Origin of the sequence: Planomonospora antibiotica, assembly GCF_014647955.1 — a bacterium.
Taxonomy (GTDB): Bacteria; Actinomycetota; Actinomycetes; order Streptosporangiales; family Streptosporangiaceae; genus Planomonospora; species Planomonospora parontospora.
The window spans coordinates 1-22494 of the sequence record NZ_BMQE01000069.1; the positions used below are offsets into that span (position 1 = coordinate 1).

A 22494-nucleotide genomic window follows, 5' to 3' on the forward strand; every position below is an offset into this window, starting at 1 on the left:
TACAAATCCAATCGATCACACTGTGACATCAAAGACTTCGGCTCACGTAAAGCCCTCTGAGATGCTCTGCCAGCCGTTGCTGGGCCGGTTCCCATGGCCCCATCTCGTCGTCTTCGTCGGTGTCTTCCTCGTACCAGCCTGTTTCCGAGAGCCAGGTCTCCAGCCAGTCGGCCAGGCTCTCCGCGTCGATGTGCCACGCGCGGTGCCAGTCGCCGCTGATCCCGTTCGGCTCGAAGAGCAGTACGGCCCCCTTCGGACTGCGGCAGTCCACGGCGGCGTACATGCCACATCCCCAGTCCAGGATGGGCAGCACGTCCGCCGGCCAGTGCGCGTCATCGCCGGACTCCGAACCGTCCCGCTCCTCCTGGTAGTTGTTCACGGCGGTACGTCCCTCGCCCAGCAGCGGCAGGAGCCGGTAATCGGGGCCGAAGCCGCCGTTGGCCACCTCGCGGTAGAGCCGCACGAGCACGTCAGGAAGCCGGAAGCCCAAGATGCGCTCCGCCTGCGCCACCTCCTCCGCCGTCGCGGGGGGAGGCGGGTGCTCCACGGTCGCGCTCGCCTTGGCGGACACCCGCCGAAGGAGATCATCGATATCTGTCACGGCGATGATCCTGCCATCCGCTCACGACAGAGAGGCCGTACCGCTGTGGCCGCTCCTAGTTGCAGTTCTAGTTGCAATCCAGCGTCGTCTCATGCCGTTCCAGACGGACCGGCCGCGCCCGTTGGTCCAGGTTGAACCGATCGGGACGGGCCGGATCCGAGCTGCTAATGCGGTTTGGGTTTACCGCCCATCCGGGGTTCAAATCCCCGAGCCTCCGCGGATCAGAGGCCCTCTCCCAGATCTGGGGAGAGGGCCTTCTGCGATCGCTCCGTCCACGGTCATGCGGTGATGAGAGCGTCCCCGGTGTTGTGCCGTCCGCACGGTCTCACCAGCAGGTCCGGCTCGGCGTCCTTGAGCACGAAGCCGACGGCGCCGCCGCGGAGCGCGCCGTAAGCGTACTCGTCTCTTCTTCCCCGGAGCGGCCGAAAGTACGGTCTCGCCCGTGGCGAATCCTACTTTCGACCCATGCCGTTCCAAATCCGGGTTCGCAGGATGGGGCCCATGTCACGCGAAGAACCACCCTCGGCACGGCAAGTCCGGCATCGGCCTGGCCCTGTCGGGTCTGACGGCCCTGCTGCCCCCCTGCCTGGACCGTCCGATCCCGCCTCCCCTTCGACGACCGGACGCCACGTCGCCGCACCGGGGGAGCCGCGCTCGGACGTCCACCCGCGCATCCCTGCGCTCGACGTCATCCGCGGGTTCGCCCTGTGCGGAATCCTGCTGGCCAACGTCAAACCGATCGCTCACATGGTCGAGGCCGGATCGGCCGTACAGCCCGCGGTGACGGCGAGCCCGGATGGAGCCTGGCTGGGGCTCTTCGTCGATCAGCGCTTCTTTCCGATCTTCTCCCTGCTGTTCGGCATCGGTTTCTCGCTGCTGCTGGACTCCGCGGAAGGCCGCGTCGCCCGCCCCCGGCTGCTCCTGCTACGCCGACTCCTGGTGTTGCTCGTCATGGGACTGGCCCACATGTTCCTGCTGTGGCGGGGTGACATCCTGACCGTCTACGCCGTCGTCGGCCTGGTGTTGCTGCTGCCATCGACCTGGCTGCCGCGTTGGGTCGTCGCGGGATCCGCCGCCGTGCTCATCGCGTTGCCGCCGATCCTCGGCAGTAACGGCGTGCCGCTGGTACCCGGGTTGTTCCTGCTGGGCTCGGCATTGACCCGGTACGGCGTGACCGGCCGGATCGAGCGTTCCGTCCGCGTCCCGGCCGTGCTGGGTCTGGTCTTCACCGCGGGGGCGGTGCCCGCCGTGTTGCTGCAGACCGAGTCCGGCGCCACCGGCGCGGGCGGCTTCGGCTCCTGGTTCGCCCTGGCCGGACTGCTGATGGCGGGCGCGTACGTGTGCGCTCTGCTGCTCCTGCTCAGAACGCCGCTCCGGCCGGTGCTCCAGGGGGTTTTCGCGCCGCTGGGCCGGATGGCGCTGACCAACTACCTGTCCGCCACGGTCCTCGTCCTGGTGGCAGCCCGTCTCGTCGGCGGCTCGCCGGGTGGCTGGTCCTCGGCGACGGTGCTCCTGATCGCCGGAGCCGTCCTCGTCCCCCAGTGGCTGGTGTCCACGCTCTGGCTGCACCACTACCGCCAAGGTCCCCTGGAATGGCTCTGGCGCTGGGCCACCTGGGGCGGCCGTCCGCCCCTGTGGCGCCTTCCCTGACCGCCGAGATGACCGGCCGATCTCGACGCCCGGACCGGGCGGATCCGGCCCGGACGGGTCGGTCACCCCGGATCACCGAGGACGACCGATCTCTTCTCCTGACGTGATATGCCAGACTTCCCCCGTATGCGGCACGGACAGGTGAAATGGGGCTCGTGGAGCTACGGGACATCGAGATCTTCCTGACCTTGGCCGAGGAACTGCACTTCGGCCGTGCCGCCGAGCGGCTGCACGTCTCCGTGGCCCGGGTCAGCCAGGCGATCAAGAAGCAGGAACGCGCCATCGGCGCCGAGCTCTTCGCCAGGAACAGCCGCAGCGTCCGGCTCACACCGCTGGGTGAGCAGCTGCGGGACGACCTGCGCCAGGTGTACCAGGGCCTGACGCAGACCCTGGACCGGGCGCGGCTGGCCGCACGCGGCAAGACCGGCACGCTCCGGGTGAGCCTGTTCCCCGCCAACGTCCAGGAGCTGCGCCGCTACTGGGAGACCTTCCGCACCCGGCATCCGCAGTGGGAGCTGCGCCTGCGGAGGTCGGCCTACCGGGATCCGTTCGCCCAGCTGCGCAGCGGGGAGGCCGACATCCTGGTCACCTGGCCGCCCGTCGAGGAGCCCGACCTCACCATGGGCCCGCTGCTGTTCGCCGAGCCTAGGGTGCTGGCCGTGGCCGGCGACCATGCGCTCACCCGGTGGTCCTCGGTGTCCCTGGAGGCGGTCGGCGACTTCCGGCACGTGGCCGCCGAGTCCGCGCCCGGCTACTGGCTGGACCACTACGTCCCGGAGGTCACCCCCGGCGGCCGGGCGATCGACCGCACCGCCATCGTGGACGGCATCGAGGACACCTTCATGTCCACGGCCATGGGTGAGACCGTCGCCCTCTTCCCGGTCCACGTGAGCCGCTACTACCCCCGCCCCGACATCGTCTACCTGCCCGTCAGGGACATGGACGCGCTGCCGTACGGGCTGGTGTGGCGCAGCGAAGCGGAGAACGACATGATCCGCGCCTTCGCCCGCGTCGTCCGCGACCTGGGACCGCTGCCCGGCTGAGACCGGCCGCAGCTCCCGCCGGCCGTCCCGGTCGGCGTGAAGCCTGCGGTTAACGCAGCGTTGCAGGATCCGCCGTTGCCCCGGCCGGGCCGTACCGGCAGCCTTGGTCAGGACGAAAGATCGAATAAGGGAAGATCATGGCGAATAGCCTCACACAAGCAGAAACATGAACATTATCGCCTCAACGATCGTCTTCACCGTCGACGATCCGGCGGGCTCCCGTGATTTCTTCACCACCTGTCTGGGCTTCCGCGAGGTGCTCGACACCCCGGATCTCACCTGGCTGAGCCGCGACGACGCGGCCGCCGACCTCCTGCTGCGCCGGCGCGACCTCGAACGGCCCCGTGCGCGGACCGCCCAGCCGGTGGTGGCGTTCGCGGTCACCGACCTGGTCGGGGAGTACGAGCGCCTGCGCGCCGCGGGAGCACCCGTCACCGGGCGGCTGCGGCGCAGCCCGTGGGGCGAGTGGCTGGTGCGTCTCACCGATCCCAACGGCATCGTCGTCGAACTGACCGAATGGATCGCACCCGGCGGCCATCCCGCCGTCGACTGATCCCGGGCGTGCCAGGACTGTGCACGCCGCTGCCGTGGCCGGCGCCGTGTCAGCGGCCGCGTCAGCACGGCGACGCCCCGGTGTCAGAGCGGTCGGCGACGGTGGGTGCCATGAACGGTTCGGCGATCCGCCGAACACTGCGAGCAAGGAGATTGATTCATGATGGAAAAGAGCGGCGGCGGCTTCTCCGCGACCGGGCTGCGCAGACTGCGCGAGGTGCTGGAGCGGCATGTCGAGTCCAAGAAGATCCCCGGGCTCGTCGCCCTGGTCGGCCGGGGCGACCACACGCACGTCGAGGCGATCGGGACGATGCGCCACGACGGCGGCGCGCCGGTGCGCCGGGACACGATCTTCCGGATGGCGTCCACGTCCAAGCCGGTCGCGATGGCGGCGGCGATGGTCCTGCTGGACGAGTGCCGGCTGCGGCTGGACGACCCGGTGGACCCGTGGCTGCCCGAACTGGCCGACCGGCGCGTGCTGAAGCGGATCGACGGCCCCCTGGACGACACCGTGCCGGCGCGGCGGCCGATCACCGTGCGGGACCTGCTGACCTCCACGTTCGGGCTCGGCATGGACATGACGGCGCTGGGCTCCCCGATCATGGGTGCGATCTTCGAGCAGGGGCTCACGCCCGACCTGCCGGAGCCCATGCCGGAGCCGGACGAGTGGATGCGCCGCCTGGGCACGCTGCCGCTGATGCACCAGCCCGGAGAGCGCTGGCAGTACCAGATCAGCCACGACGTGCTCAGCGTGCTGGTGGCCAGGGTCACGGGCCGGTCGTTCGAGGAGTTCCTGCGCGAACGCATCCTCGATCCGCTGGGCATGGCCGACACCGCCTTCCACGTGCCCGCCGACAAGATCGACCGGCTGCCGGACCTGTACGCCCCCGATCCGCAGACCGGCGAGTTCCACGTGTGGGACGCGGCCGAAGGGGGGCGGTGGAGCCGTCCTCCGGCGTTCCAGGGCGGCGGCGGCGGGCTGGTCTCCACCGTCGACGACTACCACGCCTACTTCCGGATGCTGCTCAACGGCGGAACGCACCGGGGCAGGCGGATCCTGTCGCGGCCCGCCGTCCGGTTGATGACCACCAACCGCCTCACGCCCGAGCAGACGGCCGCCCGGATCGCCATGGCCACCGACAACGTCCACATCTCGTACGGCCAGGGGCAGCACGGCGGCTGGGGCATGGGGATGGCGGTGCGCACCTACCGGGCCGACTACGCGCCCGTCGGCCAGTTCGGCTGGGACGGCGGAAGCGGCACCACGACCTACGCCGACCCGGACAACCGGCTCGTCGGGATCCTGCTCACCCAGGTCGGGATGTCCGTCCCGGATCCGGCACGGCTGATCCACGACTTCTGGACCACGCTCTACCAGGCGCTCGACGACTGACACCGCGACCGACACCGCACGCACAACGGCGGCATGGCGGGCCATGCGGCGCTGATGTACGGCACGCCCGGCGGCGGCAGGACGCTGACCGCCGCGCCGAACCACGTCGACGACGCCGCCCCGTCCATGGGAGCGGCGTTCCAGCAGGCCACGCAGCGGCTCGTCAGCGAGGTCTTCGGCGGGTGAACCGGGAGGGTCACCGGTCCAGGTGCCGGGCGGTCCAGTCGGCCAGGGAGCGGGCGCAGTCGGCCACCGACTCGCGCCAGCTCTTCGCGGCGCCGTCACCCGCGTCATCGCTGACGTGCTTGACGATGCGGATCGGCACACCGGCCGAGGCCGCCGCCGAGGCCAGGGCGTAGCCCTCCATGTCGACCAGATGGGCCCGCGCCGCGAGGCGCTCGCGGGCGGCCTCGTCCGCGATGAAGGCGTCACCGGTCGCCAGGATCGGGCCGCCGTCCACGCTCAACGTCAGGGCCGCCCCGCCGCCGTCACTCCTCGCCTCCGCCCTGCGGGGAGAGCCGGTCCGGGTGCCATGACAACCACTTCCGGGCGACCTCCGCCTCCAGGTCGACGCCGTGGTGCCGGGCCATCAGCAGGACGTGGGAGAGGACGTCGGCGAGCTCGGAGCGGAAGCCGGACTCCAGTTCCTCCCGGGAGTAGCCCTTGTCCCGGGCCTGACCGGCGCGCATGAGGAACACCTGCGTCAGCTCGCCGACCTCCTCCTGGAGCTTCAACAGGAACCAGGTGGCGTCCCGGGTGATGCCGTGCCTGAGCGCGTAGGCATCGGAGACCGCCTCGACCTCGTCCGCGAGCTGCCGCAAGTCCATGGCCGGGAGTCTAGGGACATCCGGTGGACGGGGTGGTGGCCTGCGGACAGGTCACGGGATCGGGGAAAGGCCGCGCGGCCGGGACGGAGGTCACGGGGAAGCCGGCGCGGCCGGGACGAAGGCCAAGGGAAGGTCACGGGGCCGGGGCCGGGGCCGAGGCCTGGGCGAGGAAGTCCCGGACGAGTTCGACGAACTCGTCCGGCTTCTCGAAGAAGACGACGTGCCCCGCGTCGATCTCGGCGTAGGCGCTGCCCGGTATCGCCGCGTGCAGGTCCCGGCTGTTGCCCACCGGGACGGTGGCGTCCTGGGCGCAGCCGACGACCAGGGTCTCCGCCCGGACGAGGGGCAGCAGCCGGCGGATGTCCACGCGCGAGTCCAGGTCGACGTGGCGCAGGGTTCCGGGAGTCGGCGGCATGTTGGGCACCAGCTTCTCGACCTCGTCCCTGCCGATCGCATTGAGGAAGTCCCGGCTGAAACCGGTCATCGTGACGCTCCGGCCGAACGCCTCGGCGTCCGAGGTCCCCAGCCGCCGCCACAGGGTGAACAGGTTCCGCACGTACTCGTCGGCGTCCGTACGCACCCAGCCGGCGACCATGACCAGCCGCCGAACCAGGTCGGGACGGGAGGCCGCGAGCGCGGCGGCCACCGGCGCGCCCATCGAGAAACCGAGGACGTCGACCGCCGGGCCCGCGCCGGTGCCCGCGGCGACTGCGGCGCCTGCGCTGTCCGCGGTGTCCACGGCGTCTTCGATCACGGCCGCGACCTGCTCGGCCAGGCCCTCGACGGTGAGTGGCGCCCCGTCGTCGGAGGTCCGGTCGGTTCCGGACAGGTCGGGCATGATCACCGTGTGCCGGTCGGCGAACCGGGGGGCGATCCCGCCCCACGTCAGCTCGGCGCCCGCGGAACCGGTGCCGTGCACCAGGACGAGAACCGGGCCGGTGCCGGTACGGGTGTAGTGGACCTGGGCGTTTCCGACGGTGACGACGGGCATGGTGATCGACTCCTTCGTGCTCGGTTCGGTGCTCCCGGTACGGAGGCGGCAGAGGACCGACACCGGCCCGGCCCTCGACCGGGACCGGGGAGGACCTGAGCCGGACGTCGCGCCCGTCTCGGCCGATGTCCGGTCGAGAGGCGGTTCCGCACCCGGAGCACCGGGGACGCCGTAGACACTGCCGCCGGCGTGGCGAGCTGAGAAGAGGACCGTCTCTCCGGGGGATCGGCGGTCCCTGGCTGGGGCCCGATCGATTTGGGATGATCGCGGCATGTCAGTGAACCGTCAGGAGCTCGCCGGGTTCCTGCGCCGCTCCCGCGAGAGGCTGCGGCCGGAGGAGGCCGGTCTCCCCGGTGGTCCCGGACGCCGCACGCCCGGCCTGCGGCGCGAGGAGGTGGCGCAACTGGCCGGGATGTCGGTCGACTACTACGTCCGCATGGAGCAGAGCCGCAGCCCGCAGCCGTCGGTGCAGACGCTGGCCGCGCTCACCCGCGCGCTCCGGCTGGACGCCGATGGGAGGGACCACCTCTACCTGCTGGCGGGGCATCGCCCACCGGCCGGCCGGCACGCGGGCGAGCATGTCCGGCCGGGTCTGCTCCGCCTGCTCGACCGGCTCACCGACACCCCGGCGCAGGTGATCGGCGACCTGGGTGACGTGCTGGCCCAGAACGCGATGGCCCGGGCCCTGCTCGGCGGGGTGTGCACGGTCTCGGAGCACGGCCGCAACCTGGTCTGGCGCTGGTTCACCGATCCCGGGGCGCGCGCGCCGTACCCGGCCGACGAGCACGAGCACTACGGCCGGGTGCACGTCGCGGACCTGCGCGCGGCCGTCGCCCGCAGGCCGGGCGACCCCGCCGCGGCCCGTCTGGTCCGGCGGCTCGGTGAGGCCAGCGAGGAGTTCCGCGCGTTCTGGGAACTGCACGAGGTCGCCGTCCGCCGCCGCAGCCGCATGCGGCTCCTCCACCCGCTGGTCGGGCCGGTCGAACTGGACTGCGAGGTCCTGCTCGCCCCGGAGGAGGACCAGCGCCTGGTCGTGTTCACCCCGCCGCCCGGGAGCGCCGACGTCGCCCGGCTCGAACTGCTCCGCGTCATCGGCGGCGAGCAGTTCGCACCCGCGGACGGATGACGTCCCATGCCGCATGCCCCGTGCTGCACGCCGCAGCCTCGCGCTGCACGCCTCATGCGCCGTGCCGGACACCGTATGCCTCGCGCTGCACCCCAGCCTCACCGCGGGGTCCCCGCCGTACCCGCACCCGCCCGCCGAGACCGGTCAGCCGGGGGCGGAGCCGCCGTCGGAAGCGGGCAGGCCGTCCAGGGCAGAGCGGCGCAGGCGGCTCATCCCGGGGACGGGGAGCATGCCGAACCGCTCGTAGTACGGCTGGAGCGGGGCCTCGCAGAGCAGGTCGACCGAGTAGAGGTGGTCGGCCGCCTCGAGGATCCGCCGCATCAGCTCCGTGCCGATCCCCCGGCCCTGGTACTCGGGCAGCACCTCCAGCCAGGGGATGTAGGCGGTCAGGACCCCGTCGCTGATCATGTTGACGAAACCGACGACGCGGTCCGTGCCGTCGTCGACCGCGACGACGGCACGGTGGCTGCCGCGGAGGACCGCCAGATGCTGCTCGGGGGAGGCGGCCCTGGGCCAGCCGACGAAGAAGCCCCGCAGTTGCTCGGCGCGGACGGTGCCGACGGCGTCGGTGTAGCGGATCACGCGCGCATCCTCGCAGCGTTCCGCGGGCCGGGCAAAGCGTTTTCGCGGCTCGGCGGGCATCGGGTCGGTGTGCGGGTCACACGCCCTCCGGTGGTGTGCGGGTCAAACGCCTCCGGTCACCGCGATGACCTGGCCGGTGATGCCGGTGTTGGCGGCCGACCCCAGGTAGACGACGGCGTTGGCGACCTCGGCGGCGTCCAGCAGGCGGCCGATCGGGGCGCGGGCGCTGTAGTGGTGACCCACGGCTTCGGCCATCGCCTCGTTGCGGGCGGTCCGGGTGAAGCCCGGCATGACGACGTTGGACAGGATGTCGCCGTCGCGACCGAGGCTGAAGGCGGCCGAGCGGCTGAAGCCGTGCAGCGCGCCCTTGGCCGCCGCGTAGTACTCGCCGCCGATCATGCCTTCGTTGACGACGCCCGAGGAGACGTGGACGAACCGGCCGAAGCCGCGTGCCCGCATGCCGGGGGCGACCAGGCGGCTGAGCCGCAGGGCTCCCTCGACGTTGTCCCTGAGCACCTCCACCCACTCGGCGTCGGGCACGTCCTCGAAGGAGGCGTCCGGTCCCGGCGGGCGGCCGCCCCAGCGGACGGCGTTGTTGACCAGCACGTCGATCCCGCCCGTCCGCTCCAGCACCCCGGCGACCAGCGCCTCCGCCGAGCCGGGGTCGCCGAGGTCGTACGGCAGCGCGGTCCCGTCGATCTCCCGGGCGAGCGCCTCCGCCTCGTCGGGGGCGCTCCGGTAGGTGAGGACCACGCGGGCTCCCTCGGCCGCGTAGCCGCGGGCGATCTCCCGCCCGATGCCGCCGGAGGCGCCGGTCACGACGACGGTGCGGTCCTTAAGTCCCAGATCCATCGAAACTCCTTAACCACTTAACTAAATGGGCATGCATCGCCATGGAGGAGGAGAGGGTCAGAGCAGGCGCGCGATGGCCTTGCGCTGGGTCGGGGTCAGGCTCGCCAGCCAGGCGGTCTCCGCGTCGTGCCAGACCTCCGTCACCGGCCGCTCCAGCGCGCGCCCGGCGTCGGTCAGCCAGACCCGCTGGATCCGGGCGTCCCCGTCGTCGCGGCGCCGCACCACCAGGCCCTGCTTCTCCAGGCCGCGCAGCACCTGTGTGATGTTGGCCGCGGTCACTTTCGTGCGCTCGGCCAGCTCGCCCTGGCACAGCCCGTCCCGGCGCCAGAGCTGGGCGAGGTAGACCTCCTGGCCCAGCCGCAGGCCCAGTCTCTCCAGGCCTGCGGCGATCTGGCGCTTGTGGGACCCGAGCCGCACGATCAGCGCGTACATCGTGCTGTCGAGCAGTGAGTAGCCGTTCTCCATGTCCCGCATGAATCTAGTTAAGTGATTAAAGATCGTCAACCCTGTCCGGTTACGCGCTGCCGGCTTCCTTGAAGGTCGCCGAGACCTGGCGGAGCAGCGGACCGTGAGCGTCGCTCCGGCTCGCCAGGGTCCAGGCGACGACCTGGTGGAAGTTCTGCTCGCCCTCCACGAACGTCACCCAGTAGACGATGTCGAGGCCCTGGGTCTTGCCGCGCAGCTCGTACTGGCGGGCCGGGGCGCCGTTGACGAAGAGCGACCGGGGTTCACCGAGGACGGGGTCGGTCAGGCTCTCCCGCATCTTGGCGGTGACGGCCTCGGCGTAACCGTCGAGATCGAAGTCGAAGGCGGACTGGTCTTCGCTGATCACCATCAGGTACTGCTCTTTGACCGTGTTGCCCTGCTGGATCCCGGCGCTGTCCAGGAGCGCCAGCTTCTTCCAGTCGCTCGGGACGGTGATCTCGCTCTTGCCGTCGGTGGCCTTGACGAGCCGGCCGCCGGAGGCCGGAGCGGTCGGCTCGTCCGAGGCGGAGGACTGCGAGGGCTCCTCGGTCGGGTCCGCCTGCGGTGTGGCCGGGGTGGACGGCGCGGCCGAGGGGGCGCTGGACGTCGCGCCCGAGGCGGTCCGGGTGGCGGCCGGGTCGTCGGGGAGCAGGGCGAACACCACCGCCAGGGCGACGAAGACCACGACGGCCCCGCCCAGGGTCCAGGGCCAGAGCGCCTTGCGCCTGGGCGGCCCGGCCGGTGGTGGGGACCAGCCGCCGGGACCCGTCTGCTGCCCGTAGGCAGGAGGCTGCCGGCCGTAGGGGGGCTGCTGCCCCTGGGGCGCGTACGGCGGTTGCTGTCCCTGGCCGTAGGGGGGCTGCTGCCCCTGGGGTCCGTACGGCGGTTGCTGTCCCTGGCCGTAGGGGGGCTGCTGGTCATGGGGCGGGTAGGGGGGCTGCTGCCCCTGGGGTCCGTACGGCGGTTGCTGGCCCTGGGGCCCGCCGTAGGGGGGCTGCTGCCAGGGGTCGGGGGAAGACTGCCCGGACCCGGCAGGGGGCTGCTGGCCGTGCGGATCCTGGGGAGATGATGGAGGCCACATGAACGTCGGCGTTCCCTTTGTCGGTTTCCGGAGCTTCCCCGAAGGATAAGCGCCTCCGGCTTCAGGATGGTCCCGATAGGGGAACAACGGGTCTCGCCCGGTGGACTCCGCCACCCGGTCACCGAGGACGGAGGCCCCGCGCCCGCTCCTGTCGTTCCCGCCGTCCCCGTCGTTGCGGTGGGAGGGCGGGAACGGCGGGCGACGCTCCTCCCCGGGTACGGGGAGGAGCGTCGCCCGCCGCTGGGGCGCCTCAGCGGCGGGCGCGCGGGTCGGCGTTGAGGGAGCGTGCCAGCCGTACGGTGATGAACTCGTTGTCGTCGGGCCTGCCCGGGGTGCGGCCCGAGGAGAACGGGAAGTTGTTGTCGTCCAGGACGCCCAGGGTCCGGTCGTCGAGGATCACCACGTCCTCGATCGTCTGGAACGGGAACCGGAAGGTCTCCCCGAAGCCGCCCAGGCGGCGCGGGTTCGCCAGGTCGAGCAGGTCCGCGACGAGGGTCTTGCCCAGGCCGTGCTTCCGCAGGTCGATCAGGTAGATCTTCTTGGTCTTCGCCGCGTCACCCTGGAGGTTGTCCCGCTCGATGACCAGGAACCGGTGCCGGTCCACCGCGATCATGTCGCCGATCGCGTGGTCGGCGCCGTCCAGGGTGTAGGTCCAGCGCTTGCCGGTGTAGGCCCGCCGGCGCAGGTCGAACTCGTTGATCCGCAGCGTCCCGGCCGGGTCGCCGGCCACCGTGCCCTCCAGCAGGGGATAGAGCGTGCGGCCGTCGACCGAGCGGGCCATGCCCTCGAAGCCCTTGCTCCGGCCCAGGTCGGGTTCGGCGCCCCCCAGGGACGGGTTCTCCGGTGCCTTGACGCCGGGCAGCGGGACCGGCGCCTCCAGCAGCCGGCCGGAGGACGAGACGTGCAGCAGGAACGGGCCGAACTCGTCGCCGATCCAGTAGGTGCCGTCGGAGGTCCGCACGATCGACTCCACGTCGAAGTCGGCGCCGGTCAGCTTCCGGTCCGCCCGGGTCAGCGGCCAGGTCACGTGGCCGTCCGGGTCGCTCAGGTCGAACCCGCCCAGCACCCGGACCGTGCCGCGCCGGAAGTCCGGCTTGATGCGGTGCACGCGCAGCAGGAAGTCGGCGCTGTTGGCCTGGGAGCCGTAGCCGTTGTCGGACAGCGCGTCGAAGGTGCCGTCGTGCCGTCGCACGATGCCGCTGAAGCCCTGCACCGGCTGTCCGGTGAACGGCGGGGTGACGCCGTTGACCGGTGCGGTGCCGAGTTGGGCGCCGGACGCCTCGCTGCCCGGCACGAACGTCAGCGCGGGCAGCACGGCGAAACCCGTCAGGGTGGCGCGGCCGAATCCGCCGGAACCGCTGGAACCGCCGTGCCCGCCGTGCCCGCCGTGCCCGCGCGCCGCCGTGTCGGCGCCGGGGTCGGCCGACGCCGGGGCGGCGAGGGCGAGGGAGAGCGCGGCTGCGCCGAACGCGGTGGCAAAACGTCGTTTCATGGCGGGAACGCTAGGAGCCGGGGATGAAGCGCCGGACAACGCCGGATGTCCGTTCGCAAGCCGTACCCGAATGTCGTGCAACAGAACGCGGCTCCGGCACGTCCCTGGTTCTGTGGAGTTCGCAGATTTCGTCGCCGCACGGGGAAGCGCGCTGTACCGGTACGGCTACGTGCTCACCGGCAACGCCGAGGACGCGGCCGACCTGACGCAGGAGGCGCTGATGCGTCTGGGGGACGCCTGGTCGAGGGTGCGAAGACGTGACGACCCGGAGGGGTACGTCCGCACGACCATGGCGCGTCTGCACATCAGCGCCTGGCGGCGGCTGCGCCGGGAACGCCTGGTCCCGCAGGTGCCCGAGACGGCGTACACCGACGGCGCGGTCGACGACACGGGTCTGTGGAACGAGCTGAAGGGCCTGCCGCCCAAGCAGCGGGCGGTGCTGGTCCTGCGGTACTACGAGGACCTTCCGGACCAGGAGATCGCCGCTCTGCTCGGCATCTCCCGGGGAACGGTGCGCAGCCAGGCCGCCCGCGCGCTCGAGAAGCTCAGGGTGCGGGCGGCGGCTCTCGAACCGGGACGGATCGGATGAACGGCTCCGCAGACGAGACGGGGCCGGTGAGCGGCGCACGGATACGCGGTTCCGGGGATGGAGCGGGGCCGGTACGCGGTTCCGGGGACGGGGCGGGGCCGCCGGTGAGCGGGGTGCGGAACGGGGCGGGGCCGGTACGCGGTCCCCGGGATGAGGCGGGGCCGCCGGTGAGCGGTCCCGGAGATGGGACGGGGTCGATGGACGGCAGGAGTGAGGCGGAGCTCGTCCGGGTCCTGGCCGGCGCGGCGGAGGTCGCGCCGGGGCCGGGACCGGACCTGCTGGGGGCGGTCCTGCGGCGGCGGGAGAGGCGCAGGCGCCGGCGTGCGCGGTCGGCTCTCGCGGCCGCCGGGATGGTCGCGGTGATCGGCGGTGGCACGGCGGCGGTGGAGGTCTTCTCCCACAGGGGCGGAGAAGGCCCGGTCCTCGGCGACGTTCCCGTGACGGCCTCCCCGGAGGGAACGGAGAGCCCCACCAGGGAGGCGGAACCCTTCCCCGGGACCCCGCGGCCGGAGGTGCGGCCGGCGGCGGAGGTCTGGCCGGAGGCGGTGTCGGTGATCCCGGCGAAGGCGGCGGACGGCTGGAGGTACCGGCCGGTCACCGCGCTGAGCGCCACCGAGTTGCTGCTGACGGCCGAGTCGTCGTTCGAGAAGGCGGGCCGGCTGGAGGTCTACGACACCGCGGCGGGCCGGAGCACCGTCCTGGCGGAGATGCCCGGACCGGCCGGGGTGAGGGGCTACTACGTTCAGGAGGTCGAGCCGGGAGCCGAGTACGTCGCCTGGTCGGGGGAGACGCCCAACAACCGGGATCGGTGGGCCGACTTCTGGGTCGCGCCCCGCTCCGGTGGTACGGCACGGCGGGTCGGCGAGGTCACCGGCGACCTGGCGGAGGTGGAGCGGATCGGCGTCACCGCCGACGCCGTCGTCTGGTCGGTCAAGAGCGGCGGGGTCCACCGCCTGCCGCTGGCCGGTGGGGCACCGGAGCGGATCGAGGGGACGGACGGGCTCCACCTGCTGTCGTGGCCGTGGGCGGTGGACGCGGAGACCGGTGCGGAGCCCGGCGGTGGGGACAGGAACCAGACCCGCACGGTCAACCTGGAGACCGGCGAGGTGATCGAGGCGCCCCGGCCGGAGGGGGCGCGGGGCCTGCGCTGCGGACCGGTCTGGTGCTTCGGTCGGCTGGGGGAGGGAAGTTTCGTGCAGCGGACGGACGGTTCGGACCACCAGGTCCTGCAGGGGATCGGCGACCCCGGCTGGCCGTTCCTCGGTGACCGGTTCGGGTTTTTCAGAGTCCCGGTGAATCCGGGAGAGGCGGAGTACGTTCCCGTGGCCGCCGTCCACGATCCGGTCACCGGGGCCTTCGCCGGGATCTCCGCCATGAGCCGGGACAGGGCCGGAGGTTTCGGGACCGGGACCTCCTCCTCGCCGCCGTCGATCGTCTACTGGGACGAGGGCAGCGAGAGCGTGCGGACGTGCCGTACGGATCGGCCCGAGGGTCCGGCGGGGGCGTCGGCCCATCCGGAGGCCGGGGTGTCCTGCTCGACGACCCAGAAGGGCGGCGGCAAGACGCTCACGGTCCTGAACCTTCTCGCGGTCCCGAAAACCGAATAAGGTTCCGGTCATGAGGATCTTCTCGAACATCCAGGAGCTCAAGGCCGCCGTCGGCGAGCACCTCGGCCACACCGAATGGCGGGCCGTGACCCAGGAGCAGGTGAACCTGTTCGCCGACGCCACCGGCGACCACCAGTGGATCCACGTCGACGTCGAGGCCGCGGCCAAGGGCCCGTTCGGCGGGACCATCGCCCACGGCTACCTGAGTCTGTCGCTGCTGCCGTCGTTCATGATGGAGCTGTTCCGGGTGGACGGCCTGGCCATGGGCATCAACTACGGCCTCGACAGGGTCCGCTTCCCCCGGCCGGTCCCGGTCGGCGCGCGGGTGCGGTGCGGCGCGGAGCTCGTCGACCTCAAGGGCACGCCCTCGGGCTACCTGTCGAAGATGAAGATGACGGTCGAGGTCGAGGGGGAGGCCAAACCTGCCTGCATCGCCGAGACGCTCTCCCTGTACGTGCCTGCGGACGAGGCGCCGGGGGACGCCTGAGGCACGGCCTCCCCGGCGCGCACCCGGCTCCACCGGCCGGTTGTCCGGTGCTCCGGCCGGTTGTCCGGTGCTCCGGCCGGTCGCCTGGTGCTCCGGCAGGTCGCGCCGGGCTCAGGGTGCCCATCCGGTGCTCCGGGTGTCCGCCCGGCGATTCAGGGCTCCTCCGCGAGCTCCTGGGCGAGGATCGCGGCCTGGACGCGGCTGCGGAGGCCCAGCTTGTTCAGCAACCGGCTGACGTGGGTCTTCGTGGTCGCCTCCGCCATGTCCAGCTCTCGGGCGATCTCCGCGTTCGACAGACCCCGCCCGATGCACGCCAGCACCTCGCGCTCGCGCGGGGTCAGGCTCTCGACCTCCCGCGGCCCCCGCCGGGGGACGGACGACCGGAACTCCGAGATCAGCCGCCGGGTGACCGAGGGCGAGATGAGACCGTCGCCCCGGGCCACCACCCGGACGGCCTCCACCAGGGCGTCGGCGTCGGTGTTCTTGAGCAGGAAACCGGCGGCCCCCGCGCGCAGCGCCCCGAAGACGTACTCGTCGACGTCGAAGGTGGTCAGGATCAGCACGTCGGCGATCCCGCTCAGCTCGCGCGTGGCCGAGATCCCGTCCAGCTTCGGCATCCGGACGTCCATCAGCACGACGTCCGGCCTGAGCGCCGTGGCCATGGCCACGGCCTGCTCACCGTCCGCGGCCTCGCCGACGACCTCGATGTCGTCGTGGCCGCCGAGGATGAGGACGATCCCGGTGCGCACCGCCGCGTGATCGTCGGCGACCAGGACGCGGATGGTCACGGGTTCTCCTTGCGGGAAGGGGAGGCGGTCGCGTCCACGGACGGTGGAACGGCAGTGCCGGGAGGCGCGGCCAGGGTGGGGAGCACGGCCCGCACCCGCCAGCCGCCGCCGTGCGGACCGGCGTCCAACCGTCCGCCGACGAGCGCGGCGCGCTCCCGCATGCCGATGAGGCCCGCTCCCGCGCCGGGCAGGCCGGGCCCGGTCCCGTCGACCGGGTTGTCCACGGTCAGCACGACCTCCTCCGGCCGGTAGCCGATCACCGCCTCGGCCGTCCTGCCGCCGTGCTTGAGCGCGTTGGTCAGCGACTCCTGGACGATCCGGTAACCGGCGAGGTCCACCGCGGCGGGCAGTTCACGGGCCTCGCCGTCCACGCGCAACCGCACGTCCAGTCCGGCCTCGCGTGCCCGCTCCGCCAGCCGGTCGGCCTCGGCCACCCGGAGCCGGACGGCCTCGGCCTCCTCGCCCTCCTGCCGGAGCAGCCCGATCATGGAACGCATCTCGGCCATCCCCTGGACGCTGTTCTCCCGTACGGACTCCAGCACCTGCCGTACGACCGCCGGGTCCAGATCCCTGCGCGAGAGCACGGCCGTGGACTGGATGGCGATCGCGCTGAAGTGGTTGGCGATCATGTCGTGCAGCTCCCGCGCCATCCGGGTCCGCTCGGCCTGCACCGCCGTCTTCCGGTCCAGCTCGGCCAGGCGCGCCACCTGCTCGGCCCTGATCCGCTCGGACGCCGCCTGGTCCTCGTGCTGCCTGATGACCAGAGCGGTGATGACGGGGGTGACCCCGACGAGGCCGGCCTGGACCAGCGCGATGGCGAAGAGCGCGAGGTCCCGGGCGATGAACCCGGCCGCCGCGCCGCCGACGACGGCGATGACCGAGGTGATGCCGAGCATCCACCGGCCCAGCGGACGCGGGCCGTACCGGACCGCGGCGTAGAGGTTGTCCGTGACGATCAGCACGGTGCCCAGGGACGGGCCCATGGCGAGGTCCGCGGTGAACGCCACGACCCCGAGCCCGAGCGCGAGCAGCGGCCGGGCCCGCCGTACGGCGACGCCGAGGCAGGCGAGCAGGAGCGGCCCGGCGAACCACTGCACCGGGATCCCGTGGTCCACGTAGGATCCCGCGGCGAGCAGGACGAGGCCGACCGCGAGGCACAGCACGGCGCTCAGCACGTCGTCCCGTCTCATGTGATCCATCCCATCATCCCGGAGCGGCTGCTCCGCCCGGCTCCGGTACGACCGGCCGTACATACAAGGATGTAGGTGGATTCGTCGGCGATGACGATGACCCGGCCGGACCTGCCGGGCGATGCTGGAAGCATGGTTCTGGCAGTGATCATCGCATGCGAGGTCGGCTTCTGGGTCCTCCTCGCCCTGGGGCTGGCCTTCCGCTACCTGTGGGGCATGAGGCGGCTGAGCACGGTCCTGCTCCTGTGCGTGCCGCTGCTCGACGTGATCCTGTTGGCCACCGCCGTGATCGACATGCGCGGCGGGGCGCAGGGGAGCTGGCATCACGGCCTGGCCGCGGCCTATCTCGCCTACTCCGTCGTCTTCGGCCACCGGACCCTGAAGTGGGCCGACGCGAAGTTCGCCCACCGCTTCGCGGGAGGCCCGGAACCGGAGCGGCCTCCGGCGGGCGGAACGGCCCGGGCGCGTTACGAGTGGATCATGTGGATCAGGATCGTCATCGCCTACGGCATCGGCTGCGCCGTGCTGTACGGCCTGATCCTGATGGTCGGTGACCCCTCCCGGACGGCCGCCTTGAACGAGTTCATGATCGGGGCGTCGAAGGTGCCGCTGATCGCCCTGCTCTGGCCGCTGAGCTACACGCTGTTCCCGAAGAAGGTGCCGGACGGCTCCCAGGTGTGACCTCCAGGACGCCGGACCCCGTGCCCGCCGCGTGCGCCGCGGGCCCGGAATCCGGTGCGGGTCCGGGGAGCGGTGCGGCTGCGGAGCCCGGTGCGGCTGCGGAGTCCGCCGCGGGTCCGGCGTCCCGGAGCTCTCCCCGTTTCCATCGCGTGCGCGGCCTCCCGGTCCTGCCGGGGTTTCGGGTGCGGGTGCCCACCGCTCAGTTCCCCCGCGCGTACGCCAGGATCGCGAACACCAGACCGGCCAGGGAGATCAGCGCGGCGAGCGAGGGAAGCGGCCAGCGGGCCCGCTCCAGCGCCCGGATGCGGAGCTCGTGGTCGTTGACGTCCTCGGCCACCGACGCCATCTTCGCGTCGACGTGGTCGATCTTGGCGGTCTGGCGGTGGACCTTCCCGCCGAGGGACTTGAGCTCGTCGTAGACCTCACGAACTCCGATCATTATGGAACCGAGGTGATCGGCGCGCATCGGGACTCCTTGGGGCAGGTCGGGACAGTTACAATGGATTATCTGCCGCTAGTTGCCTTCTGTTACGGCTTTCCTCTGTATTGTTTCCTTTGACCTGCCATTACCTGTCTTGTATAAAGAAGAGGTGCCATCCATGGATGAGCGCGAGACGCCTCGGCGGCGTCTGGCGCGCCTGATGACCGAGCGGCGGGACGAGCTCGGCCTCTACTGGAACGACGTCGCGGGGCGGGCGGGGCTCACCAAGGAAGGGCTGAGGTCGGTCAGAGGCGGCGCGGGCACGATGCGCCCTCCCACCAAGCGCGGCATCGAGGCGGCGCTCCGGTGGACACGGGGCAGCGTGGACCGGATCCTCGAAGGCGGGGCGCCCGTCGCCCTGGAGGAGGAGACGACGGTTGCGGGCGCGGTCGTGCCTCCGGTGTCCCCGGCCGGCTCGGCGGTCGGCGTGCCCTCCGTACCCTCCGCGCCCGGTGACGCGGCGCTCGAAGCGCCCGATGCGGGCGTCGACCGCGGGATGCTCCGTTCGCAGCTCGGTGCCCTGAGCAGGGCCGGTCGCCGTACCGGCCGGACCCTCGGGGACATGCTCGTCGAGGGCGGATACGTCTCTCCTCTGGATCTCGCCCTCACGCCTCGCCGCCCTGATCCCGTGGTCGAGGAACTCGAGGGTGACCCCGACCTCCCCGACGAGGTGAAGCAGCGGATGCTGGAGGGTTACCGCGCCCTCCGGCAGGAGATCGCCGAATCCCTGCGCAAGCCGGACTGAGGGGGCGCGGGCCGGGGGGCGAACAGGACGGCGATCCGGGGCGCCGTGCGCTCGTAGCCGGTGATCAATTATTGGCTCAAGCACCTCCATGGGGTCTGGTAGAGTTCTCTCTGTCGCCGACCACCTCGGGTGGACGGGACAGGCAAGCGGCCGTAGCTCAATGGATAGAGCATCTGACTACGGATCAGAAGGTTAGGGGTTCGAGTCCTCTCGGCCGCGCAGCAGCTCAAAGGCCCATTCCGATCATCGGGATGGGCCTTTTCGATCTCCGTGCAGCAGTGAAGTGCAGCGACCGGGTCTGACGGCCGGTCAAGGCCGCCGTGCCTGTGGCGATAAAATTCGATCTTGTCGGTGCCTGCTGCGGGACAAGAGGATGCGTGCGTGGCCAGAGAGCGACAGATCTTGGCGTGTTCGGGTGTCCTGAACCCACCGGAGGGCTTTCCCCCGGAGCGCGTGGGCTCCCAGATCTGGCAGGCGCTCCGGCTCGCCGACGTCCGCGAGCCGCGCATCTGCCTCATCGCCACCGCGGTCGGTGACTCCCGGACGTACATCGACCGCTGGTACGAGCGGGCCGAGTTCTTCGGGGCCGGGGAGACGTCGCACCTGGAGCTGTTCGTCCGGCCGAACGTCACCGACATCCGCGCCCATCTCCTGGCCCAGGACGTGATCTTCGTGTCGGGTGGCAGCGTGGTGAACCTGCTGGCGGTCTGGCGTGCGCACCGTCTCGATGCCGTGCTGCGGGAGTGCTGGGAGGCGGGGGTCGTCCTGGCGGGGCAGAGCGCGGGAAGCATCTGCTGGCACCTGGGCGGGGTGACCGACTCCTTCGGGGACGCGCTCGATCCCGTCGATGACGGCTTGGGCTTCCTGCCGTACAGCAACGGAGTCCACGACGACCTGGCCGACCAGCCCCGGCGCCGGCGCTTCCGCGAACTCGTCGAGGCGGGGGAACTGCCGGGCGGGTACGCGACGGAGGACGGTGTCGCCCTCCACTACGTGGGTGAGCGGCTGCACGAGGTCGTGAGCGTGCTGCCCGAGCGGAGCGCGTGGTTCGTCGAGCGCGACGGAACGGGGCACCGCGAGGAGGCTCTTCCCGCCCGGTACTGGCCCCCTGCGGGCCTGTAGAGACGCGGAGAGGCCCTCAGCGGCCTGGAGGACATCCCGGTCCCGTGTCGCATGCCTGCCAGGGCTCAGGGCCTGTGCGACGGATCCGGCTTCAACCGGACGGCGTGGCCGAGGACCATACGCCGAACCACTGCTCGGCGTCGTACTCCACGAACCGCTCCACCGCCGTGCACGCGACCCCTGAGCCGGGTTCTCTCCGCTCCGTCGTCAAAGCGATCAAGGAGCAGTTCGTGAAGAGCAGCGTGCGCTTCTCCGCCAAGCGACGTGGCGGGCCCCCGTCCGCGGTGGACGGCCAGGCGTCCGGTGCGTACCGCTTCAGGGCTTCAGGCTTGTACGCCGCCGGCACGACGGAGATCTCCCAGGAGCCGGACGGGACGGGCCGCTCCCGGGTGATCGGCGTCGGCCGGGAGTCATGGCCCGGTTTCTCCGGTGACGCTCATGCGGGTTCTTCCAGTTTGCGGGCGATGCTTTCCAGCGCGGACAGGTCTGCGGGCGAGAGCCGGTCGACGACGTGGCGGCGGACCGATTCCAGGTGTGCCGGGGCGGCGTCCTCGAGCGTCTCCAGGCCGTGCTCGGTGAGGACGAGATAACAGCCCCGGCCGTCGTCCGGGTCGGGCTCGCGCCGCACGAGACCGCGGGTCTCCATGCGGGTGGCGTGCCGCGACAGGCGGCTGCGCGACCAGCCCATCTTGGCGGCCTGCTCGCGCAGCGTACTGGCGCGGCCCGGACGCTCGGAGAGCGTGCTGAGCACCTCGTAGTCAGGGTCGGACAGGCCGACCGCGGCCAGGTCGTGCGCCGTACGCGACTGGATCGCGATCATCATGCGGCGCAGGGCGCGCCAGGCGCGCTCCTCGTCCGCGTCGAGCCAGCGCACCGTCTCCTCCGAACTTCTCTTTGACATGTAAACAAGTTACCAGCTATGTTCATTTCCATGTCAACGAAACCCGTTCGAGTCCTTGTCCTCGTGTGCAGCACCCGTCCCGGTGCCCTCGGCCCTGCGGTGGGCCGGTGGCTGATCGACGCGATCGCGCCGCGGGCCACGGAACTGGGCGTGGAACTGCTGCCGGTGTCCCTGGGCGATCTCGCGCTGCCGTTCCTCGACGAGGAGGACGAGCCGGCCTCCGGCGTCTACCGGAACGAGCACACCAAGCGGTGGAGCGCGATGGTGGACTCGGCGGACGGCTTCATCGCGGTCACCCCCGAGTACAACTACGGCATGCCCGCGGCCTTCAAGAACGCCCTCGACTACCTGGGCCGGGAATGGGCGTGGAAGCCGATGGGGTTCGTCAGTTACGGCAACACCTCGGCGGGCACCCGGTCGGTCCAGCACGCCAAGCAGGTGGTGACCACGTTGCGGCTGGTGCCGCTGGGCGCCACGGTCGCCCTGCGCATCGCCGACGCGGTGGACGGCGGACGGCTCCGCCCCGACGCCGGCCGGGACCGGGCCGCCGTCGGGGTCCTGGACGAGCTCGTCCGCCTCGCCCACGCTCTGCGGCCGATGCGCGAGCGCACCCGCTCAGGCGCCGGGCCGGTGCCGGGGTCGTACGTCAGAGCGCTGACCCCGGACGACGCCGCGGAGGTTCTGGTGCTCCAGCGTTGCTGCTGGGTGGAGGAGGCGCTGGCCAACGACACCCTGGCCATCCCCGCCCTGGAGGAGTCGCTGGAGCAGGTACGCGCATGGTTGGCCACCTGGCAGACCACGGGTCTGTGGCGGGACGGCCGGCTCCTGGGCATGGTGCGCACGTGCCGCGTGGACGACGACTGGCACGTGGGCCGCCTCGGCGTCGTCCCCGATCTGCGCGGCCAGGGCGTGGGGCGCTGGCTGCTGCGCGAGGCCGAAGCCGCGGCCGACGACTCGTGCCGGCGCATCGTGCTGTCCACCGGCGCCCGCAGCCGGCACAACATCCGCCTCTACCACGCCCAGGGTTACCGCACGGAGTCGTCCGACGGCGCGACGGCCTTCCTCACCAAGCCTGTGCCCGCGGATGGCGCCGTCGGGATTCCCGACGAAGAGCCGGCAGGGGCGGGACGATGAGCCGCCGCCCCCGAGCGACCCCTGCTGGAGCCGCGCTCGGCCCCGTCGTCGCTATCCTCGCGGGCCGAAGCCCGTCATCAGGATGTGGACGGCGATGAGGACGACGGTCCAGAT

General features: G+C 71.6%; 27 protein-coding genes and 1 tRNA gene. 14 read left to right on the forward strand and 14 right to left on the reverse strand.

Annotated elements, in window-relative coordinates:
• Positions 1 to 28 precede the first annotated feature (28 nt).
• Positions 29 to 601 (reverse strand): SMI1/KNR4 family protein, encoded by a 573-nt coding sequence (locus tag IEZ06_RS33240; protein ID WP_189240637.1) that lies wholly within the window; start codon positions 599 to 601, stop codon positions 29 to 31.
• A 747-nt stretch (positions 602 to 1348) separates the two neighbouring features.
• Here IEZ06_RS33240 and IEZ06_RS33245 point away from each other — a divergent pair.
• The 5 genes from IEZ06_RS33245 to IEZ06_RS33265 all read left to right on the forward strand — a co-directional run bounded on the left by IEZ06_RS33245 (position 1349) and on the right by IEZ06_RS33265 (position 5425).
• On the forward strand, positions 1349 to 2251 hold the full coding sequence (locus IEZ06_RS33245) for a DUF418 domain-containing protein (protein ID WP_229799052.1): 903 nt from the start codon (positions 1349 to 1351) through the stop codon (positions 2249 to 2251).
• 155 nt (positions 2252 to 2406) lie between these two features.
• On the forward strand, positions 2407 to 3294 hold the full coding sequence (locus IEZ06_RS33250) for a LysR family transcriptional regulator (protein WP_189240639.1): 888 nt from the start codon (positions 2407 to 2409) through the stop codon (positions 3292 to 3294).
• Positions 3295 to 3460: 166 nt separating this feature from the next.
• The gene (locus tag IEZ06_RS33255) at positions 3461 to 3847 is read left to right on the forward strand and encodes a VOC family protein (RefSeq protein ID WP_189240640.1); all 387 of its coding nucleotides are present in this window, start codon (positions 3461 to 3463) and stop codon (positions 3845 to 3847) included.
• Positions 3848 to 4009: 162 nt separating this feature from the next.
• A complete protein-coding gene (locus IEZ06_RS33260) occupies positions 4010 to 5239 on the forward strand; it encodes a serine hydrolase domain-containing protein (RefSeq protein ID WP_189240658.1) in 1230 nt (409 codons plus the stop codon).
• A gap of 33 nt (positions 5240 to 5272) precedes the next feature.
• Positions 5273 to 5425, forward strand: coding sequence for a hypothetical protein (locus IEZ06_RS33265; protein ID WP_203872233.1), 153 nt, complete (start codon positions 5273 to 5275; stop codon positions 5423 to 5425).
• A gap of 10 nt (positions 5426 to 5435) precedes the next feature.
• On the opposite strand, the gene IEZ06_RS33270 is transcribed toward IEZ06_RS33265, so the two are convergent.
• From IEZ06_RS33270 to IEZ06_RS33280, 3 genes are all read right to left on the reverse strand, one after another.
• Entirely contained in the window at positions 5436 to 5699 is a 264-nt protein-coding gene (locus IEZ06_RS33270; RefSeq protein WP_229799060.1) for a phosphorylase family protein, read from the reverse strand.
• 28 nt (positions 5700 to 5727) lie between these two features.
• Positions 5728 to 6066 carry a nucleoside triphosphate pyrophosphohydrolase family protein gene (locus IEZ06_RS33275; RefSeq protein WP_189240641.1) on the reverse strand — a complete coding sequence of 113 codons (339 nt, stop codon included), beginning with the start codon at positions 6064 to 6066 and terminating at the stop codon, positions 5728 to 5730.
• Between the two features lie 133 nt (positions 6067 to 6199).
• On the reverse strand, positions 6200 to 7057 hold the full coding sequence (locus IEZ06_RS33280) for an alpha/beta fold hydrolase (RefSeq protein ID WP_189240642.1): 858 nt from the start codon (positions 7055 to 7057) through the stop codon (positions 6200 to 6202).
• Positions 7058 to 7328: 271 nt separating this feature from the next.
• Here IEZ06_RS33280 and IEZ06_RS33285 point away from each other — a divergent pair, with 271 nt between their 5' ends.
• A complete protein-coding gene (locus IEZ06_RS33285; RefSeq protein ID WP_189240643.1) occupies positions 7329 to 8183 on the forward strand; it encodes a helix-turn-helix domain-containing protein in 855 nt (284 codons plus the stop codon).
• A gap of 144 nt (positions 8184 to 8327) precedes the next feature.
• Here the strand turns inward: IEZ06_RS33285 and IEZ06_RS33290 are convergent, their stop codons facing one another.
• From IEZ06_RS33290 to IEZ06_RS33310, 5 genes are all read right to left on the reverse strand, one after another.
• The gene (locus IEZ06_RS33290; protein ID WP_068897869.1) at positions 8328 to 8765 is read right to left on the reverse strand and encodes a GNAT family N-acetyltransferase; all 438 of its coding nucleotides are present in this window, start codon (positions 8763 to 8765) and stop codon (positions 8328 to 8330) included.
• 102 nt (positions 8766 to 8867) lie between these two features.
• Positions 8868 to 9617 (reverse strand): SDR family NAD(P)-dependent oxidoreductase, encoded by a 750-nt coding sequence (locus IEZ06_RS33295; RefSeq protein WP_189240645.1) that lies wholly within the window; start codon positions 9615 to 9617, stop codon positions 8868 to 8870.
• A gap of 57 nt (positions 9618 to 9674) precedes the next feature.
• Positions 9675 to 10091 carry a MarR family winged helix-turn-helix transcriptional regulator gene (locus IEZ06_RS33300; RefSeq protein ID WP_189240646.1) on the reverse strand — a complete coding sequence of 139 codons (417 nt, stop codon included), beginning with the start codon at positions 10089 to 10091 and terminating at the stop codon, positions 9675 to 9677.
• A 40-nt stretch (positions 10092 to 10131) separates the two neighbouring features.
• Positions 10132 to 11163 (reverse strand): hypothetical protein, encoded by a 1032-nt coding sequence (locus IEZ06_RS33305; RefSeq protein WP_189240647.1) that lies wholly within the window; start codon positions 11161 to 11163, stop codon positions 10132 to 10134.
• Positions 11164 to 11413: 250 nt separating this feature from the next.
• Positions 11414 to 12655: an esterase-like activity of phytase family protein gene (locus IEZ06_RS33310; RefSeq protein ID WP_189240648.1), complete on the reverse strand. Its 1242-nt coding sequence runs from the start codon at positions 12653 to 12655 to the stop codon at positions 11414 to 11416.
• A gap of 112 nt (positions 12656 to 12767) precedes the next feature.
• Between IEZ06_RS33310 and IEZ06_RS33315 the strand changes: the two genes are divergently transcribed.
• The 3 genes from IEZ06_RS33315 (at position 12768) to IEZ06_RS33325 (ending at position 15338) form a co-directional block, all read left to right on the forward strand.
• Positions 12768 to 13244, forward strand: a complete 477-nt coding sequence (locus IEZ06_RS33315) for a SigE family RNA polymerase sigma factor (RefSeq protein WP_229799057.1) — start codon at positions 12768 to 12770, stop codon at positions 13242 to 13244.
• Between the two features lie 197 nt (positions 13245 to 13441).
• Positions 13442 to 14851, forward strand: a complete 1410-nt coding sequence (locus IEZ06_RS33320; protein ID WP_189240650.1) for a hypothetical protein — start codon at positions 13442 to 13444, stop codon at positions 14849 to 14851.
• A gap of 10 nt (positions 14852 to 14861) precedes the next feature.
• Positions 14862 to 15338 (forward strand): MaoC family dehydratase, encoded by a 477-nt coding sequence (locus tag IEZ06_RS33325; protein ID WP_189240651.1) that lies wholly within the window; start codon positions 14862 to 14864, stop codon positions 15336 to 15338.
• A 152-nt stretch (positions 15339 to 15490) separates the two neighbouring features.
• Here IEZ06_RS33325 and IEZ06_RS33330 read toward each other — a convergent pair whose 3' ends face one another.
• Together IEZ06_RS33330 and IEZ06_RS33335 are read right to left on the reverse strand one after the other, a co-directional pair.
• The gene (locus IEZ06_RS33330) at positions 15491 to 16126 is read right to left on the reverse strand and encodes a response regulator (RefSeq protein WP_189240652.1); all 636 of its coding nucleotides are present in this window, start codon (positions 16124 to 16126) and stop codon (positions 15491 to 15493) included.
• A complete protein-coding gene (locus tag IEZ06_RS33335) occupies positions 16123 to 17316 on the reverse strand; it encodes a sensor histidine kinase (protein ID WP_229799059.1) in 1194 nt (397 codons plus the stop codon). The genes IEZ06_RS33330 and IEZ06_RS33335 overlap by 4 nt, the downstream gene beginning before the upstream one ends.
• Positions 17317 to 17448: 132 nt before the next feature.
• Here IEZ06_RS33335 and IEZ06_RS33340 point away from each other — a divergent pair, with 132 nt between their 5' ends.
• Positions 17449 to 17997, forward strand: coding sequence for a hypothetical protein (locus IEZ06_RS33340; protein ID WP_189240654.1), 549 nt, complete (start codon positions 17449 to 17451; stop codon positions 17995 to 17997).
• Between the two features lie 199 nt (positions 17998 to 18196).
• Here IEZ06_RS33340 and IEZ06_RS33345 read toward each other — a convergent pair whose 3' ends face one another.
• On the reverse strand, positions 18197 to 18463 hold the full coding sequence (locus tag IEZ06_RS33345) for a hypothetical protein (RefSeq protein ID WP_068897875.1): 267 nt from the start codon (positions 18461 to 18463) through the stop codon (positions 18197 to 18199).
• 133 nt (positions 18464 to 18596) lie between these two features.
• On the opposite strand from IEZ06_RS33345, the gene IEZ06_RS33350 reads away from it, so the two are divergent.
• The 3 genes from IEZ06_RS33350 (at position 18597) to IEZ06_RS33360 (ending at position 20345) form a co-directional block, all read left to right on the forward strand.
• Positions 18597 to 19223, forward strand: a complete 627-nt coding sequence (locus tag IEZ06_RS33350) for a hypothetical protein (protein WP_189240655.1) — start codon at positions 18597 to 18599, stop codon at positions 19221 to 19223.
• Between the two features lie 146 nt (positions 19224 to 19369).
• Positions 19370 to 19442, forward strand: a tRNA-Arg gene (locus tag IEZ06_RS33355).
• 234 nt (positions 19443 to 19676) lie between these two features.
• A complete protein-coding gene (locus IEZ06_RS33360; protein WP_203872234.1) occupies positions 19677 to 20345 on the forward strand; it encodes a Type 1 glutamine amidotransferase-like domain-containing protein in 669 nt (222 codons plus the stop codon).
• A 91-nt stretch (positions 20346 to 20436) separates the two neighbouring features.
• Here IEZ06_RS33360 and IEZ06_RS37390 read toward each other — a convergent pair whose 3' ends face one another.
• Together IEZ06_RS37390 and IEZ06_RS33365 are read right to left on the reverse strand one after the other, a co-directional pair.
• Entirely contained in the window at positions 20437 to 20565 is a 129-nt protein-coding gene (locus tag IEZ06_RS37390) for a hypothetical protein (RefSeq protein ID WP_268245642.1), read from the reverse strand.
• Between the two features lie 216 nt (positions 20566 to 20781).
• Positions 20782 to 21246: a MarR family winged helix-turn-helix transcriptional regulator gene (locus IEZ06_RS33365; protein ID WP_189240657.1), complete on the reverse strand. Its 465-nt coding sequence runs from the start codon at positions 21244 to 21246 to the stop codon at positions 20782 to 20784.
• Between the two features lie 30 nt (positions 21247 to 21276).
• On the opposite strand from IEZ06_RS33365, the gene IEZ06_RS33370 reads away from it, so the two are divergent.
• Positions 21277 to 22380 (forward strand): bifunctional NAD(P)H-dependent oxidoreductase/GNAT family N-acetyltransferase, encoded by a 1104-nt coding sequence (locus IEZ06_RS33370; RefSeq protein ID WP_203872235.1) that lies wholly within the window; start codon positions 21277 to 21279, stop codon positions 22378 to 22380.
• The last annotated feature ends 114 nt before the right edge of the window (positions 22381 to 22494 follow it).